11 protein-coding genes and 1 other RNA gene are annotated in these 16165 nt (G+C 42.3%); 6 read left to right on the forward strand and 6 right to left on the reverse strand.

Going from position 1 to position 16165, the window contains the following annotated elements; all coding sequences use genetic code 11:
• Window positions 1–41: 41 nt before the first annotated feature.
• Window positions 42–1229 (forward strand): PLP-dependent aspartate aminotransferase family protein, encoded by a 1188-nt coding sequence (locus tag BM736_RS03430; RefSeq protein WP_076408622.1) that lies wholly within the window; start codon window positions 42–44, stop codon window positions 1227–1229.
• Window positions 1230–1303: 74 nt separating this feature from the next.
• Here the strand turns inward: BM736_RS03430 and BM736_RS03435 are convergent, their stop codons facing one another.
• Entirely contained in the window at window positions 1304–2695 is a 1392-nt protein-coding gene (locus BM736_RS03435; protein WP_076408624.1) for a DASS family sodium-coupled anion symporter, read from the reverse strand.
• A 398-nt stretch (window positions 2696–3093) separates the two neighbouring features.
• Here BM736_RS03435 and BM736_RS03440 point away from each other — a divergent pair, with 398 nt between their 5' ends.
• Together BM736_RS03440 and ffs are read left to right on the forward strand one after the other, a co-directional pair.
• On the forward strand, window positions 3094–3411 hold the full coding sequence (locus tag BM736_RS03440) for a helix-hairpin-helix domain-containing protein (protein WP_076408627.1): 318 nt from the start codon (window positions 3094–3096) through the stop codon (window positions 3409–3411).
• Between the two features lie 148 nt (window positions 3412–3559).
• An RNA gene (gene ffs, locus BM736_RS03445) (signal recognition particle sRNA small type) lies at window positions 3560–3656 on the forward strand.
• A gap of 421 nt (window positions 3657–4077) precedes the next feature.
• Here ffs and BM736_RS03450 read toward each other — a convergent pair.
• From BM736_RS03450 to dinG, 5 genes are all read right to left on the reverse strand, one after another.
• On the reverse strand, window positions 4078–4347 hold the full coding sequence (locus BM736_RS03450; RefSeq protein ID WP_076408630.1) for a late competence development ComFB family protein: 270 nt from the start codon (window positions 4345–4347) through the stop codon (window positions 4078–4080).
• Window positions 4348–4593: 246 nt separating this feature from the next.
• Window positions 4594–5289 (reverse strand): DUF2057 domain-containing protein, encoded by a 696-nt coding sequence (locus BM736_RS03455; RefSeq protein WP_076408633.1) that lies wholly within the window; start codon window positions 5287–5289, stop codon window positions 4594–4596.
• A gap of 9 nt (window positions 5290–5298) precedes the next feature.
• Window positions 5299–5973, reverse strand: coding sequence for a primosomal replication protein (locus BM736_RS03460; RefSeq protein ID WP_076408636.1), 675 nt, complete (start codon window positions 5971–5973; stop codon window positions 5299–5301).
• Window positions 5970–6743 (reverse strand): TSUP family transporter, encoded by a 774-nt coding sequence (locus BM736_RS03465; protein ID WP_076408638.1) that lies wholly within the window; start codon window positions 6741–6743, stop codon window positions 5970–5972. The genes BM736_RS03460 and BM736_RS03465 overlap by 4 nt, the downstream gene beginning before the upstream one ends.
• An 8-nt stretch (window positions 6744–6751) precedes the next feature.
• Window positions 6752–8824, reverse strand: coding sequence for an ATP-dependent DNA helicase DinG (dinG, locus tag BM736_RS03470; protein WP_076408641.1), 2073 nt, complete (start codon window positions 8822–8824; stop codon window positions 6752–6754).
• 135 nt (window positions 8825–8959) lie between these two features.
• On the opposite strand from dinG, the gene BM736_RS03475 reads away from it, so the two are divergent.
• The 3 genes from BM736_RS03475 to BM736_RS03485 all read left to right on the forward strand — a co-directional run bounded on the left by BM736_RS03475 (window position 8960) and on the right by BM736_RS03485 (window position 16108).
• Window positions 8960–11356, forward strand: a complete 2397-nt coding sequence (locus BM736_RS03475; protein WP_076408644.1) for a DNA polymerase II — start codon at window positions 8960–8962, stop codon at window positions 11354–11356.
• A gap of 229 nt (window positions 11357–11585) precedes the next feature.
• Window positions 11586–12797: a porin gene (locus tag BM736_RS03480; RefSeq protein WP_076408647.1), complete on the forward strand. Its 1212-nt coding sequence runs from the start codon at window positions 11586–11588 to the stop codon at window positions 12795–12797.
• A gap of 599 nt (window positions 12798–13396) precedes the next feature.
• Window positions 13397–16108 (forward strand): TonB-dependent siderophore receptor, encoded by a 2712-nt coding sequence (locus tag BM736_RS03485; protein ID WP_076408650.1) that lies wholly within the window; start codon window positions 13397–13399, stop codon window positions 16106–16108.
• The last annotated feature ends 57 nt before the right edge of the window (window positions 16109–16165 follow it).

A 16165-nucleotide genomic window follows, 5' to 3' on the forward strand; every position in this document is an offset into this window, starting at 1 on the left:
AATCTAACAGCTGGCGCTCTTAAAGACCTTGGAGAAACTTTATGAAGGATAAGTGGGCTCAAGCCACGAAAGTGATACATGCTGGGCATATTAAGGATAAGACTGGGGCGTTAGTCTCGCCACTTTGCCAAAGTGCAACGTTTGTATTTGATAATGCTGAGCAAGGTGGAGCTAGGTTTGCTGGAGAGGAGCCTGGTTATATCTATACACGACTTGGAAATCCAACAACTGCTGAGCTAGAGCGGAAAATGGCTGAACTTGAGGGAGCCCAAGCAGCCGCAGCGACAGCATCTGGAATGGCGGCTGTCTCATCTGCGCTGTTAGCGAACCTTTCACACGGCGATCACCTTGTCGCGTCTAAAGCCGTCTATGGTTGTACGTTTTCATTGATGACGAGTCAGTTTGAAAAGTTTGGTATTGCCGTCACTTTGGTAGATTTTAAAGATATTGAGGCAATCACTGCTGCTATTACGGCGAAAACTAAGGTTCTGTTTTGTGAAACCCCCGTAAATCCTCACTTAGACGTATTTGACTTAGATGCCATAGTCGCTGAAGCCAAAAAGCATAAACTGATCACTATAGTCGATAACACGTTTATGACTCCGCTATTGCAACAACCAATCAAGCATGGTGTTGATATCGTGGTGCATAGTGCCACCAAATATCTTAACGGTCATGGGGATGTGATTGCCGGCATTATCTGTGGTAGTGATGAACAGATAGAAAAGATAAAGTTTGAAACGTTAAAAGATCTTGGTGGCGTGCTTTCTCCACATGATGCTTGGCTCATACTTCGTGGCCTTAAAACCTTAGATGTTAGGCTTGAGAGACACTGTAATAACGCTCAAAGGTTAGTTGAATATCTGCTTTCACATCCCAAAGTGGTTAAGGTCTATTATCCAGGGTTAAAGGGCACTGAGGGGGAGCGCTTAATCGGAAAGCAGATGCAACGTGGTGGTGGCGTAATAGGTTTTGAACTTAATGCTAATTATGAACAATCGATCGCGTTTATAAACCAGCTCAAGCTATTTTCAATCGCCGTTAGCTTAGGAGATGCTGAATCGCTTATCCAGCATCCGGCATCAATGACTCATGCAACTTATGAAGCGCTCGACAGAGTCGCTGCTGGAATTAGTGAAAACTTGTTACGCATTTCAGTAGGACTAGAAGCTGTAGAAGATCTGATTATCGATCTGGAGCAGGCGCTAGAAGGTGTGAAAACGAGTTGATGAGTCGTTTTATAGTAAAGCCGCCCTAAAGAGGGCGGCTTTTACGTTATGGGCCGTTAACTTATACCGAAGGTTTAGAAGCTCCAGAATGTGTGAGAAACAACATAAAGTACCAACATACTAATGAAGTTGATGATCACACCAGCACGCATCATCTCTGATTGCTTGATAAAGCCTGAGCCGTACACTATGGCGTTTGGTGGGGTTGCAACCGGTAACATAAAGGCACAAGAAGCTGCGATACCAATGAGCACAGATATCATAATCGGCGATAAACCTAAGGGCTCTGCGATAGCCGCGAAAACAGGTACTAATAATGCTGCACTGGCCGTATTACTGGCAAACTCTGTGAGCATGACAACGAAGAAGATAACTGCAAAGGTAAATAGCGCCATATGCGTGCTACCAAAGATATCTGTTACCGTGTGCGCTAGGAAAACACTGGTTCCCGTTGCTTTTAAAATAGCACTAAGTGTTAAACCACCGCCAAATAGAATTAATACTCCCCAGTCAGTCGTACGCTCAATTTTTTTCCAATCAACTAGACCAAGGCCCGCTAAGGTGACTACGGCGCTTAATGCTACGACAGTATCAAATTTAGATATTCCGCCCAACGCTTGAGAGAGTGGTTTACTAAAGATCCAGCAGCACACTGTAGTGATAAATATGAGTAGGGTTAACTTACCTTGTAAGGTGAGCTTGCTATCTGTTTTTTCAACTTTGCAAATCAATGAAAGATCAGGTTTTAGAAATAGATAAAGCGCAATAAGCATGCTAGGTAACATCAGTGCGACGGTGATCAAGCCAAACTCTAACCATTCGCTAAAGCTAAGCCCAACTTGTGCTGCTGCAATAGCATTTGGTGGGCTGCCGACTAACGTTCCTATGCCACCGATATTGGCTGAGTACGCAATACCAAGCAGCATAAACAAGTAAGTACTTTTATGCTCTTTAAAGTCTAGCTGCTGCAAGATCCCAAGCGCTAACGGCAGCATCATAGCCGCCGTTGCGGTATTACTGATCCACATTGAAAGCAGCGCTGTAATACCAAAAAGTAACATACAGGCTGAACTCAATTTTCCCTTTGAAGCTGTTAATACTTTTTCTGCGATTAGCTTATCTATGCCTTGATGGTTGAGCGCTGCTGCAAGAACAAAACCACCAAAAAAGAGATAGATAATCGGGTTGGCAAAGTTGCTCATTGCGACTTTGGTTTCAAACACTCCGAGCAGCACAGCCAATATAGGGATAAGGATTGCTGTGATACTGATATGGATTGCTTCAGTTAACCATAGGATGGCAGCAAAGATGAGAATAGAGAGACCTGTATTGATCCCCTCCTCAAATGGAAGAAAGTTATATAAAAGTACAAAAAGGGCGATATCTGCAAAAAGGATAATCAGCTTCTTTTGCGGAGAGCTAATTCCGGCTTGCTGCCCTGTAGGGGTTTGTTCAATTTGTTCCATTGGCTGAGCCTTCCATTTTCATTATTATTTATGGGATTTAAAATAACTCAGAGGTTTCATTCAGCAAACTAAATTAGTTAGTGCCTTTATTACACTCATCGTCAAGTGATGAGGTGATCCTTCTATGATTTTTACTATTTACGTGACCTCAGTTACACCTATGTGATCGGAACTGTTCTTTTTGAATTTCAAAATAGGAGTATTAGCAGCTTGTCTCAGCAAAAATGAAACAATGTTAAAAAGATAAAACTGTGACGTATGACAATTTTCGTGTGGTGTATTTTGCTAGAGGCTGAATAATTGGCAAGAAATGCGGGATTGATCTACATTTAGTTTGTGGCGAAGGAGTAATGGATTAGTGCCACAATTTAACGGATTAATTAAACAGGGAGTTACCTATGAAGAGCACACTTGTATCTGCAGTACTTTTGGCTGTAACACTTTCAATGGGCGTTTATGCTGGTGATACCGCAAGCCAAGCTAAATCTACCACAAAAAATCAAACCTCATCACAGAAGCAGCACCAGATCATTAATATCAACACTTCATCAATCGAGCAACTGGTTTTACTTAAGGGAATAGGTGAATCAAAAGCAAAAGCGATTGTCGAATATAGGGAGAGTAAAGGAAAATTCAAAAATATTGATGAACTGATCAATGTGAAGGGAGTTGGCCCCCAACTAGTGGAAAAAAACAGAGCCGTGCTGAGTTTATAATACAGATGATAGCCAATCTGTTTATAGAAGCAGCAATCAGTCGCAAACTGGCCCTATGTTAACTTTTAGGGCTTGATTGCTTGGCGGGCATAGTAGATAATGCTCGCCGTTCTTTAAGGAGTTTATCTTAAAGAAAGCAATGGTGACCTTAGGGTCCCCCCGCAATGATAACTTGTGAACTCGGCCAGGCCCGGAAGGGAGCAACCGCAGCAAGCGACTCGTGTGCCGGGGTGTGGCTCTAGGGGAACCTCCAAATCTCCCTTATACACCAATCTTTAGTTCGCTTTTAACCAATCGATATCGTTAATTGATATGATATGTCGCGTATTCGTTAGATTAAAAGTCAGCAACTGCAACAATTGACTCGTGTGGCTATCATACTGAAGTGTGGCTCTAGAGGAACCTCCAAATCTCCCTTATACACCAATCTTTAGTTAGCTCTTAACCAATCGATATCGTTAATTGATATGATATGTCGCGTATTCGTTAGATTAAAAGTCAGCAACTGCAGCAATTGACTCGTGTGGCTATCATACTGAAGTCTGGTTCTAGAGGAAGCTCTAAATCTCCTAGTGCAACGATCACCTAGCTCATACCAAAATGCAAAGCACTCAGTGGTAGATGACCTAAGCAAAACTACCTCAGCATAATTCCCCTGCTAAATGCTTAATCATGCTCTTTGTTGAGGTTGGCTTTGAGAAAAGCGCGAGACTTTTCTAACGCGGTTTGTATTTCGCTCCTCATTTGGGCTAGCTCGTTATAATCTTCAAAGAAATAGGTATCAACTAAGTGTCTTATGTACCTCACTGGGAGTTGATTTAAGGTCACACAACAAAGATCAGCAAGGTAGTCTTCAGGAAGTTCATCGAGTAAGCCCTCATCGGACAGTAACTCCATCAAAAGTACTTCATAATAGTTTCGAATTTCTAATTGCATAAAAATGCTCCGTAACAGTAGTTGCCTTTTGTGTGAATACCGATTAGTACAGTTGGCAAGTAAACATAGCTCAGTTTGCAACCATATCTCTCTTGCAGCAACAGAAAACTGCGATATTGTTAAGATAATTTTAGCGCTTGTTTACTAATGACGCCTCAAATCTAGTTACCTCTATGGAACGGCTATAAAAAAGCCAGCAATATGTGCTGGCTAGTCTGACGATCTCTATGTCTATATGTTATTCATTTATAGCTGTTTTATTGCCCAGCTCATAAACTCTTTACGTGTTGCTTCGTCGGCGTGTAACCACCAATACTGCAGCATCTGCTCAGCATGCCCTGGGTTGCTATCAGCAGATGTAGCTGGGACACTAGTGGCTGCGATAGGTGCGGATTTACTGACAGGAGCGGTTGGAGTGCTAGCCGTTACTTTCGTGGCAGTAGCAGCGCCTGCTGTTGCTGATGTGGTTGCGGTCGTTATATCTTGGCCGTTTCCTGTACCAAATAAACTGGTTACAAAGGAGTCTTCTGTGAAGTCTGTTTGCTCAATGGTATAACTGGCGGCTCCCTTATCATCACGTGTAATGACGACTTCTGGAGATTTAGCAAACGATTTCGGGTGCTTCACAATGCCGCCATCAGCAGGCATTAAGGTGTAATCAAAATCACCATCGATATCTAAGGTGACAATAAATGGAGAGGACTTAATAAAACTCTCGCTGTCACTAAAATCATCTTGAACCATGTCATGGTAACGAATGGCAATTTTATGTGTTCCATTGTTGAGTTCGAGATCGGCCTTGTGATTGAAAAGGCTAGTATCAATCTTCTTACCATCAACAGCTAGATATTCAAAAGACATAGGAATATTTAGATTTGCAGCGAGTGCAGATGAGGAACCAAGCAGGGCGATAATGGCTGTGATTGGCATGAGTGATTTCATTGTAGCTCCTTAACGTTTAAAACTTTTATAGGTTTGAGAGAATGGACGCTCAAACGCTTGAATTCGATCTTCGATATAACTGATAGCCTGACGACACTTTCCGAGTCGTCTATGCACCAAAAGGATCTCATTTTGCATCCGAATTTTGTCAGCACTATGACAGTTTTCCAATTCAGATTGCAAATTTAGGATTTTCTGTTCAAAGGTACTCACCCAGTTCAGGTGTTTATTTAGCTCTTCATACAGTTGGTGGCTATTATGCATAACACCTGCTGCAATCCAGTTAAACCCACTTTCATCATGTACCTTGTTTCTTCGTTTCTTAGCTGTTGCAATACGAAACGCTTTTTGCTGTGCGGCAGATTTTACGCCTAAATTGGTTGTGTTAAGCGCACGTCTTACTGCAGTGAACCTATCTTGAATACGCTCGCAACTTAACGCGATAGTATTATTAGATATCTTACTTTTAATCAATTTAGCTAATTGTTTAATACTATTGTCAATTTGAGCAATGCAGGGCGCAAGCTTAGCGCCAGACTGGATGAAAAGTTCGTTATTAAACCTGTCAGCGTCTTGCAGTAGCTTTTGCTCGCGCTTAGGTAAGTTAGCATCATGCTGTAATACCTCCTGCTCAAGTTGCTTTAATTGGGCAGTTAATCGCGCTAATAGTTCATTGGTGTTCATAACCAAGCACTCCAAGCTAACTTAGCTGCAATAAGAATGACTACCGTGATAAAAACAGGCTTTATAAATTCGGCGCCATAGTGAATAGCTGTCCTAGCGCCAATGAAAGAACCTAACATCATACATAAGCCCATTGAAAGTCCTATCAGGATATTCACCTGCCCAAGTGTGAGGAATATCACCAGTGAAGTTAGATTACTTACAAAGGTCATAGATCTTGCTAGACCGCAGCTATGCAGTAAGGGGATCTTATGTACACTGGTGCTAGTTATCGTCCAAAAGGCCCCAGAACCTGGTCCTGCGAAACCATCATAAAAACCAAGAGGGAAACCTTGTAACCACTGTTTATATCGAGGAGCTGGTTTGTCTAGTGGTTGATTGCTTTTGCATCCCATGGCATTCGGATTGAGTAAGGTATAGATAGCAATGATCATGATCATTAAAGGTAATATCTTTTCAAGCCATTGGTTATCGATAAGATAAACAATAAACGTTCCACTTACGGCACCGATAAAGGTGGCTACAAAAGTGTGGTACCACAACTTAGGTGCGAACAGGTTCTGCTTATAATAAGTATACGCCGCCATTGATGAGCTGAAACTAGCCGCCAGCTTATTGGTGCCTAATGCAAGGTGGGGGGTTATACCGAGTGTTAACAAAGCTGGAATCGAGAGTAAGCCTCCACCGCCAGCAATTGCATCAATAAAACCTGCAATAAAGCCTATTGCAGCTAGAATGGCCCAAGTACTGGGCTCTAACAGTAAATCCAAAGTTAATCCTACTCAATTACACGGCGAAAAGGCGGCAAGGCATCGAGCAGAGATTTACCATACCTTTTACTGATAAGCCGTCTATCTAGAATGGTAATTCTTCCATAATCTTGCTCTTTGCGTAGTAATCTACCACAACTTTGTATTAGTTTACGCGATGCATCTGGAATCGTTAGCTGTAGAAAGGGGTTTCCACCTTTAATCTTGATATATTCAGCATGTGCTTGTTCAACTGGAGAGGTTGGCACTGCAAATGGCAGCTTAGTAATGATCAAGTTGGTTAGATAGTCTCCCGGAAGATCAAGTCCTTCGGAAAAGCTGCCTGTACCAAAGATGATACTTGGCTCCTGATTATCACAACGCTTTTTATGTGCTGAGAGTATCTCTTGCCTAGAAGCTGTCCCTTGTATGAGCAAGCCTGTTTTGATTTTACTTTCGAGTAGACCGGCTACTTTTTCCATCTGCCAATAGGAGGCAAATAGCACTAACGTCGCCATTTCACCATCAATGAGGGCTAATATTTGCTCTGCTAGTTCATCGGTGAACTTCTCATCCGTTGGTTCATTATCCATTTGAGGTAAGAACAGGGTGGCATTTTGCTCAAAATCAAATGGGGAATCCATTGCTAAGAAGCGACTGCCATCATTGACTGATAAGCCAACTTGGTGAGTAAAGTGGTTGAAGTTGTTGAGTGCGCGTAAGGTTGCGCTACATAGCACCACGCCTGCCGCTTTGTCCCAGAGTAACTTCTCTAACATAAAGCCAACTTCGATAGGAGATGCACTAAAGAGATAGTCAGTTTGTTTACCTGTTAATAGCTCGGCCCAACGCGCCATTGGCGCTCCCTTAGGATTATCGGTTCTAGCCATCATCTTCCATAGCTTTTGCAGGTTTTCGAGCCGCTGCAGCATAAAGCCTGTTTCAGTGAGCAACTGCTCAGCTTGATGTTTTGGGATCTCACCATCTTTTATCGCTTCACTGAGTAACACCAACATCTTGTTGAACTGTTTAACTGCAGTATTTGATACTGTTGAAAGGTTTTCAGCCTGACTGAGTAGGGCATCGGGGAGTTTGCCATGCTCGAAGCGTAAACGGCTTTCTGGGTTATCAAAACGAGGTAACTGGCCATCGCAATAATGAGCGATTTGAGTAAGCTGCCCAGAGAGATCTGTAATATGGTCCTGCATCGCTTGGGCTGGCCCAATGATGTGATTACTTTTAATTTGGTTTTGTAGCTTGCTGCAGGTTTTATCTATTTTTTCTAGCCAGTCTATGGCTCCTCTCAGTGTTGACTGAGCACTAGAGAAATCTCTGGCAACCGTAGGCAGATGATGAGCTTCATCGATAATATAATAGAGCTCCTCAGGATCTGGCAAGATGACACCGCCTCCGAGCTCTAAATCAGCAAAAAGTAGACTATGGTTAGCGATTAACACATCCCAGTTATCAATATCCTCACGTGCTTTATGAAAAGGGCAATTGCGATGACTAGCTAATTGGCGGTGGCAACTGTGTTTATCACAGGCTATCTGCTGCCAAAGATGATCGGGGAGCTGCTCAGGTAATGTATCTCGCTCTCCGTTCCATTGACCTTCATGGTACTGTTTTAGAAGAGCTTGTAGCTGCTTAACTTGGCTGTTATCTGGCTTAGTCTGCCACATAGCCATCTGCGTACCGTTGTCTGATCCGATTAACATCTCTAGTTTTGAGAGACAGACATACCGTTGGCGGCCTTTTACTAAACCAAAAGTAAAATCTAGTTCAGATTGTTGTAAAAAAAAGGGTAAATCTTTATGCAGCAGTTGCTCCTGCAGTGCAACGGTAGCCGTTGCGATACAGACCTTTTTCTTACTGGCTAAGGCTAGTGGGATAGAGCCTAAGATGTAGGCTAAGGACTTGCCTATACCTGTTCCTGCTTCAACCACAATAATACGACGGTGTTTGTCATATTCTCCTGCAAGCGTTTTGGATATCTCTGCAACGATATAGTTCTGTTCGCGTCTTGAGCGAAAGTCGGGCAGAGCAGCTGCGATACCTTTATATATAGAACGGATCTGAGTCTTAACGTCGGCGGATAGCATGAAAGTACAGGCAAGAAGAATAGTGCTGTATATAATAACAGTTAATAACTAGAGGTAAAGGTAATCATGTTTATCAAGTGAGCCGAATATAGTAATCTGTGAATGATGGAAGACACTCATTGTTAGAACTCAAATATGACTATCCCCACCTCTGAGACTGTGACAGGTCGAATTTTAACTCGGCATTTGGTCACACACTCAGGCGAACTTAGCTTCCACTACTATATAAAGACACACTCAGGTCCTGTGCTAGTCAAAGTGCCTCAGGGAGAGTATGTGTGTTTTTGCTCAACCGAAGAGTTTAATCTGCTTGAGCCACATCTAGGGATATTGCAAGTCAAAGTACAACAGCTAGCGCTGAAAACGTTTACTCATGAACCTGTTACTGCTTTATATTGCCATTCGTCACAGGTATTTAGACAGTTGACCAGAATGGCTGTTGACCTCAATATTCGGCTATTTGAGACGGATATTCGACCAGAGCATCGCTACCTTATTGAGCGCTATATTGCGCTTGATGTTGAGTTTGCTGGTAGCTTTATTAACACTGAACCAAACCTGCCGCAATTTTCAGCGCAGCGAGCACGTAAATCTTCTCTCGATATTCCTCTTTCTGCGATTTCACTCGATTTTGAATGTAGCATGGCTGGCGTCCTCTACTCTGTGGGGCTATATGGTGTTTATAACGGCGAAACATATAGCAAGGTGATTATGGTTGCTCAAGTTGAGGAGCAACAAGCACTTGAGGGGGCGGAGTATATAGAGTGGGTGGAGAGTGAAGTGGCCCTAATCCATGCATTGATAGATTGGTTTACTCAATACGATCCTGACATCATTATCGGCTGGGCTGTCGTTACTTTCGACCTTGCTCTTCTATATAGGAGGGCAAACCACCATGGAATAAAGTTAGTAATAGGTAGGGGAGGTTTGCCGCTTTCTTGGAAAGTTCAGGATAAGTTTCGGCCTGAAACCCTTAATTTACCTGGGCGGGTCGTGCTTGATGGCATAGATTGGTTAAGGGCCGCCTTTTATCAATTTGACAGTTTTTCCCTAGAGTTTGTGTCTAGAGCATTACTTGACGAGGGCAAGGCGCTGCCCAGTGGGGAGAAAGGCGTAGATAATCGAGGAGGAGAGATAACCGAGCTGTTTAACAATGATAAAGTAGCGCTGGCTCATTATAACCTTACTGACAGCCGTCTTGTTTGGGAGATATTTGAAAAAACGCAGTTGTTCGATTTTGCAATAGAACGCTCGAGGCTAACAGGACTAGAACTTGGTCGCGTTGGTGGCTCAGTTGCTGCATTTAATAACTTATATCTGCCCCATTTACATAGATCGGGCTTTGTAGCGCCAGCTATGGCAACAAGCAAAGGGCTTGAAAGTCCAGGCGGTTATGTCATGGACTCAATTCCAGGTTTATATAAAGATGTATTAGTACTGGATTTTAAAAGTCTGTACCCATCTATTATTAGAACCTTCCTTATCGATCCTAAAGGCCTAGTGACTGGACTCACAGAGGATGACATAGAGACTGTTGAAGGCTTTATTGGCGCTAGATTCAGCCGTCATTCACCCATTTTACCAGGATTAATCGAAACCCTGGCTCAAAGGCGCGAAGAGGCCAAACTTGAAGCGAACAAACCTTTATCTCAAGCCATCAAGATAATCATGAACTCATTATATGGGGTTTTAGGCTCCCAAGGATGTGTATTCCATGATGCCAGGTTGGCCAGCTCTATTACCTTAAGGGGTCATGAGATTATGAAGCAAACTCGTGCTTGGATAGAGGAGCTGGGTTATCAAGTGATCTATGGTGATACCGATTCAACATTTGTTTGGTTAGGGAATGAAGCTGTAAAAACGGAAGTTAAGCAGATTGGTGATTCAATCGTAGCAACTATTAATGCTAAATGGAGAGATAAGCTTTTTAATGAGATGAAGCTTGATTGTTTTTTAGAGCTTGAATTTGAATCCCATTTTGAACAGTTTTTTATGCCGACACTGCGCGGTTCAACTGAAGGGTCAAAGAAGCGTTACGTAGGTGCTTTTACGGACTCAAATGATGAGCTTAAGTTAGTGTTTAAAGGTATGGAGCAGGTGAGGAGTGATTGGAGTCCGCTTGCAAGGCGTGTGCAGGCAGAACTTTACTATCGCCTATTCGCAAAACAAGATCTTATGGAGTATCTACAAAATGTAGTGAACGACCTGATGCAAGGTAAGCTAGATGCTGAATTGGTTTTTTCTAAACGCTTGCGCAGAGATATAGAAGATTATACAGCTAAATCATCCCCGCATATAAAAGCGGCTAAGTTAATGCATCAACACACTGGAGAGGACAAGTTTTCAAAGAAAGGCGCTAAGGTTGATTATGTCATCACTCTAAATGGTGCAGAACCTATCAGTTTCCGCCAAGGATTAATTGATTATCATTACTACCTTAGTAAGCAGCTCGAGCCTATTGCTGAGCCTGTTTTGAGCATACTTAGTCAACGTTTCTCAGATATTGCATCAAAGCAGATGTCGTTAATATAGTGAGCATGATCTTAAGATTGTTCTGATATTATGTTAACAAACGGTTTATCCGCTGCTATCAAAGGGTTTTCTTGGTTAAAATGATGATAAAACGCATAGTTTTTGTGACTTTCGTCTTTGAGTGATTGCTAATCTTTTGCTAATCTCACTGGCAACTAGGAAGGCATCGAACGACGGAATGACACAAAATAGAACCAAGCAGACTGAAAACATAAAGGTTAGACATCACATGAAAAAAACTTTAGTAGCATCGGCATTAACTGCCGCTATATTCGTCCCGTCAGTATCGGCAATTGAAATTTATAAAGACGACAAAAACGCAGTAGAAATTGGTGGTTGGATGGATGCTCGCATCATCAACACTCAGGGTGCTACAGAAGTGGTAAACGGCTCATCACGTATTAACTTTGGTTTTACTCGTGATATGGGCAGTGACTGGAAAACATTTGCAAAACTTGAGTGGGGCGTGAACCCATTCGGTAACAGCGAAATTGTTTACAGCAGTGAAAGTAACTTTGAATCTCAAAGCAGCGATTTCCTAAACAACCGTCTTGGTTACGCTGGTCTTGCACATGACAAATATGGTTCGCTGTCTATTGGTAAGCAGTGGGGTGTTTGGTACGACGTAGTTTACAACACTAACCTTGTAAACACTTGGGATGGTAACGCATCTGGTACTTACACATACAATAAAGCAGACGGTGCAGTTAATGGTACTGGTCGTGGCGATAACACTGTTCAATACCGTAATGCATTCGGTGACGTTAGCTTCGGTCTTCAAGTACAGCTAAAGCAAGATAGCTTTGATCTAACTGATAACTCAGAAGATGGCAATCCTTCTCCTTTCCCGACTGCTGCGAAAAACTTTATGACTGGAAGCTCAACGGCTTCTACTAGCGAAACGATAGCAACAGTTGAATACAACAACACTGTTGGTGGTTCTATCACTTACGCTGCAACTGATATGTTGACTCTTACCGCTGGTTTTAACTTAGGTAAGTTTGACGGTACTATGGTTTCTGGCGAAGGTATCTCTGAAACAGATTACATCTACGGTGCTGGTCTAACTTGGGGCGGCTTCGAAGAGCCAGGTTTTTATGCTGCAGTGAACATCAACAAAAACGAATTCCATGACACAGATAACATGGGACGTTTAATGCATGATGCTGTAGGTCTAGAATCACTATTTAGCTACAAGTTTGAGAATGGTCTTAAGCCTATCTTCGCTTATAACTACCTAAAAGCTGGTGATGCTTATGAAGCGTTCTATAACGATGGCGAGTTTAAGCGTCAGTTCATCGTAGCAGGTCTTCACTTTGTGTGGGATGACAGCACAATGCTTTACCTAGAAGCGCGTAAAGATATGAGCGAATTTAATGCTGGTAACCAAACTCCAGATGAAGATGATGGTGTAGCAATCGGTATCAGATACTACATGTAAGCTTAATTGTTAAGTTTTTAGAAAACGCCCTATATGGGCGTTTTTTTATGGGCTAAATAAAGCCTTTGATTTTCAAGGCTCGTAAGATTGCAAGACTGATAGCAAATGTAAATGAATTTGTTCATAACAAAATCAGGAGTTAAGCGTACACTAAAGTTTACGTAAGATGGAGCTTTTGCAATATTATGATCAATATGTACATAACAAATTACTTTTTAAGAATCCGCCCTTCGTGAGTCAGCACTTAGGAAGATAAAAACTAGCTGATGGCCAAAGTATTTAATTTTGTCTATGTATCTCTTTGTTCCCTCGGTTTTTTTTGATTTGACTTGATTGTTATTTCAATACTCTCACATCTTTTTTGAAGACTCATTGAATAATGTTATTAAAGAAATCTGTAGTTAACACTATGAATAAATAGCCAATCGTATGGAAAGTGACCGTTAAACTAATACTGATGTAAAAAGTGGTGCGAGCTTGTTGCTTAAATGTTTCACATGTGGTCTTATTTGTTTGCAAATGTACTTCTGGGTAACACTTTGTGTTGCGTTGGATACATTTTACAAAAAATAAAAAATAAGAGTCCAGGGAGAAACAACATGTATAAGAATAGCTTATTAGCTAATTCAGTGCGTTTCGCACTAGTTAGTGGAGCAGCAGCAGCAGCGTTTACAGCTCCAACAGTAATCGCAGCTGAAGAAGAGTCAGTAGAGCGCATTGAAGTTACTGGTTCACGAATTAAAAGAACTGATTTAGAAACCGCTAGCCCGATCACTGTATTCTCTGCAGCTGATATCGCCGCTACTGGTGTATCTACAATGGAAGATTTCGTTCAGAATATTCCTGCTATTAACGGTGGCGCTGAAGGTTCGTCTGTAAACAACGGTAGCCGTGGTTTCGCAACTGCTTCACTTCGTGGTCTAGGTTCAGGACGTACGCTTGTTTTAATTAACGGCCGTCGTTTTGCATCAGGTGATTTGAACTCAATCCCAACTGCTTATGTTGAGCGTGTAGAAGTTTTACGTGATGGTGCATCTACTATCTATGGTTCTGATGCTATTGCTGGTGTTATTAACTTTATCACTAAGCAAAACTTTGAAGGTGTTGAATTCCAAGCTCAGTATGATCAAACAAGTGAAGGCGATGGTGAAAAATCACTATTATCATTAACTACTGGTGCATCAAGCGACCGTGGTAATGTTGTTCTTTCTCTACAATACACTGAACGTAAGAAGATTCTTCAAGGTGATCGTGACTTCGCTGATTGTCCAATATTTGAGCGTGATGGTGAGAAGGTTTGTGGTGGTTCAGGTACAATTCCTTACGGTCAGTTCTTCAATGACAACTACAGTGGACACGTAAAAGATCCTGAAACTGGTGAGGTTCGTCCTTTTGACCAGGCTGTTGATGGCTTTAACTATGCAACGACAAGTTACATGGTAACGCCACAAGAAGTATTCAGCATTAACGGTGCCGGTCGTTTCGATATTACAGATACACTAAGCACGTTCATTGAAGGTGGTTTTACAAACCGTAAGTCAGACCAGTTAATGGCACCAGAAGGTACTTTCTGGGGTCCAACTATGCCAGCGAGCAACCCTTATAACCCAGTAGGTGAGGATATCTTCGTTGTACGTCGTCTTCGCGAAACAGCGGGTCGTGCATTTACTCAGGATTTCTCTGATTACCGTATGGTTGCAGGCTTAGAAGGTGTTGTTTTTGACGAGTTCGATTGGGATATTTCATATAACTTCGCACGTTTCGTTGATGCACGTCTTGATGAAGGTCGTGTAAACCCGACTCGTATCGATACGCTACTCGATCCAGCTTTATGTGATGCTGATGCAGATTGTCCAGAAGTGTGGAATATTACAGAAGCGGGTACGCTTTCTGAAGATATGATCAACTATGCATTTGTTCCAAACTCTCCAATTGTACGTGGTGAGACTCGCCAGCTACAAGCAAACATCTCTGGTGGCCTATTCGGTCTAGAGCTTCAGGGCGGCGAAGTAATGTTCGGTGCTGGTTATGAGAAGCGTTGGGAAGAGTACTCAAGCACACCAGATGGTGCTGCATCTATTGGTCAGATTTATAGTGTTGCTGGTGAAGCTACTGAAGGTCAATACTCAGTAGATGAGCTATATGCAGAGATGGATTTCCCAATTCTTTCTGGTGTAGCGTTTGCTGATTCATTACGTTTCACTGCTGCTATCCGTTACTCTGATTTTGATTTCTTAGACGATAGCTCTACAAATACTAAGTTTGGTTTAGAGTGGGCACCGATTGAAGGTTTACTACTTCGCTCAACTGTTGCTACAGGTTTCCGTGCGCCAAGTGTTTCTGAGCTATATGCTCCTCAGTCAGAAACTAACCTAGCTTATAACGACCCATGTGAAGGTTATGGTAGTGGCAGCCAAAGCGCGACAGTTAAAGCTAACTGTGCTGCGGAAGGTCTACCAGGAGATTTCGAACTATCTTCAAATCAGTCAAGCACAATCGTTGGTGGTAGCGAAGAGCTACAGCCTGAAGAGTCTGACAGCTTAACGCTTGGTGTTGTTTACAGCCATGACAGTGGTTTCAGCATCGGTCTAGATTACTTTGATATCGAAATTACTAATGGTATCGGTACAGCTGGTACAGATAATATCGTATCTGGCTGTTGGGAAAGTGCTAACTTCTCTAGCCCACTATGTGACTTCGTTGAAGGTCCTGGACGTACTGGCGATGCACCGCATGCTACATCTCCGTACCGTACAGCTCTTGGTCCAGTAGCTGGTGTTGTATTAACTAACGCTAACTTGTCTACGTTCCAAACTAGTGGTGTCGATTTCGATATCTCATACAAGACTGAAATTGGTTCAGGTGACTTTGGTGCAGTACTTAACGGTACTTACCTAGATAAGTATAACTACGTACCATTTGACGGTGCTGAGCAAGTTGAAACTGCTGGTAAGGTTGCAGCGGATCAGTGGGAAACTACGCTTGCAGTATTCTCACAGTGGCGCACAAACTTAACGCTTAACTACGTAATGGATGATTGGAGTGTTACTTGGCAGTCACGTTACCAGTCAGAAGGTGAAGATTACTTCGCAAGTGAAGATAACCTAGATAATATCGCTGATGCAGTTTTCTATCACGATATCCAAGGTACTTACTTCGTACTTGAGAATACTTCTCTGACTTTAGGTATCAAAAACTTGTTTGACCAAGATGCACCTTACATCTCAAACAACCAAGATATGAACACTATCCCTGCTTCATATGATACTGCTGGTCAGTACTGGTATGCTCGAGTTAATGTAACGTTCTAAAAAATAGTTAAAAAGCTTATAAAAGGTCAGCTTATGCTGGCCTTTTTTATGCTAATT

It is taken from the genome of Shewanella sp. UCD-KL12 (assembly GCF_001957125.1).
In the GTDB taxonomy this organism is placed as follows: domain Bacteria; phylum Pseudomonadota; class Gammaproteobacteria; order Enterobacterales; family Shewanellaceae; genus Shewanella.

Bases quoted from the DNA above. Each gene is read 5' to 3' on its own strand.
- BM736_RS03430 (WP_076408622.1), top strand. From the start codon at position 42: ATGAAGGATAAGTGGGCTCAAGCCACGAAAGTGATACATGCTGGGCAT.
- BM736_RS03435 (WP_076408624.1), bottom strand. From the start codon at position 2,695: ATGGAACAAATTGAACAAACCCCTACAGGGCAGCAAGCCGGAATTAGC.
- BM736_RS03440 (WP_076408627.1), top strand. From the start codon at position 3,094: ATGAAGAGCACACTTGTATCTGCAGTACTTTTGGCTGTAACACTTTCA.
- BM736_RS03450 (WP_076408630.1), bottom strand. From the start codon at position 4,347: ATGCAATTAGAAATTCGAAACTATTATGAAGTACTTTTGATGGAGTTA.
- BM736_RS03455 (WP_076408633.1), bottom strand. From the start codon at position 5,289: ATGAAATCACTCATGCCAATCACAGCCATTATCGCCCTGCTTGGTTCC.
- BM736_RS03460 (WP_076408636.1), bottom strand. From the start codon at position 5,973: ATGAACACCAATGAACTATTAGCGCGATTAACTGCCCAATTAAAGCAA.
- dinG (WP_076408641.1), bottom strand. From the start codon at position 8,824: ATGCTATCCGCCGACGTTAAGACTCAGATCCGTTCTATATATAAAGGT.
- BM736_RS03475 (WP_076408644.1), top strand. From the start codon at position 8,960: ATGACTATCCCCACCTCTGAGACTGTGACAGGTCGAATTTTAACTCGG.
- BM736_RS03480 (WP_076408647.1), top strand. From the start codon at position 11,586: ATGAAAAAAACTTTAGTAGCATCGGCATTAACTGCCGCTATATTCGTC.
- BM736_RS03485 (WP_076408650.1), top strand. From the start codon at position 13,397: ATGTATAAGAATAGCTTATTAGCTAATTCAGTGCGTTTCGCACTAGTT.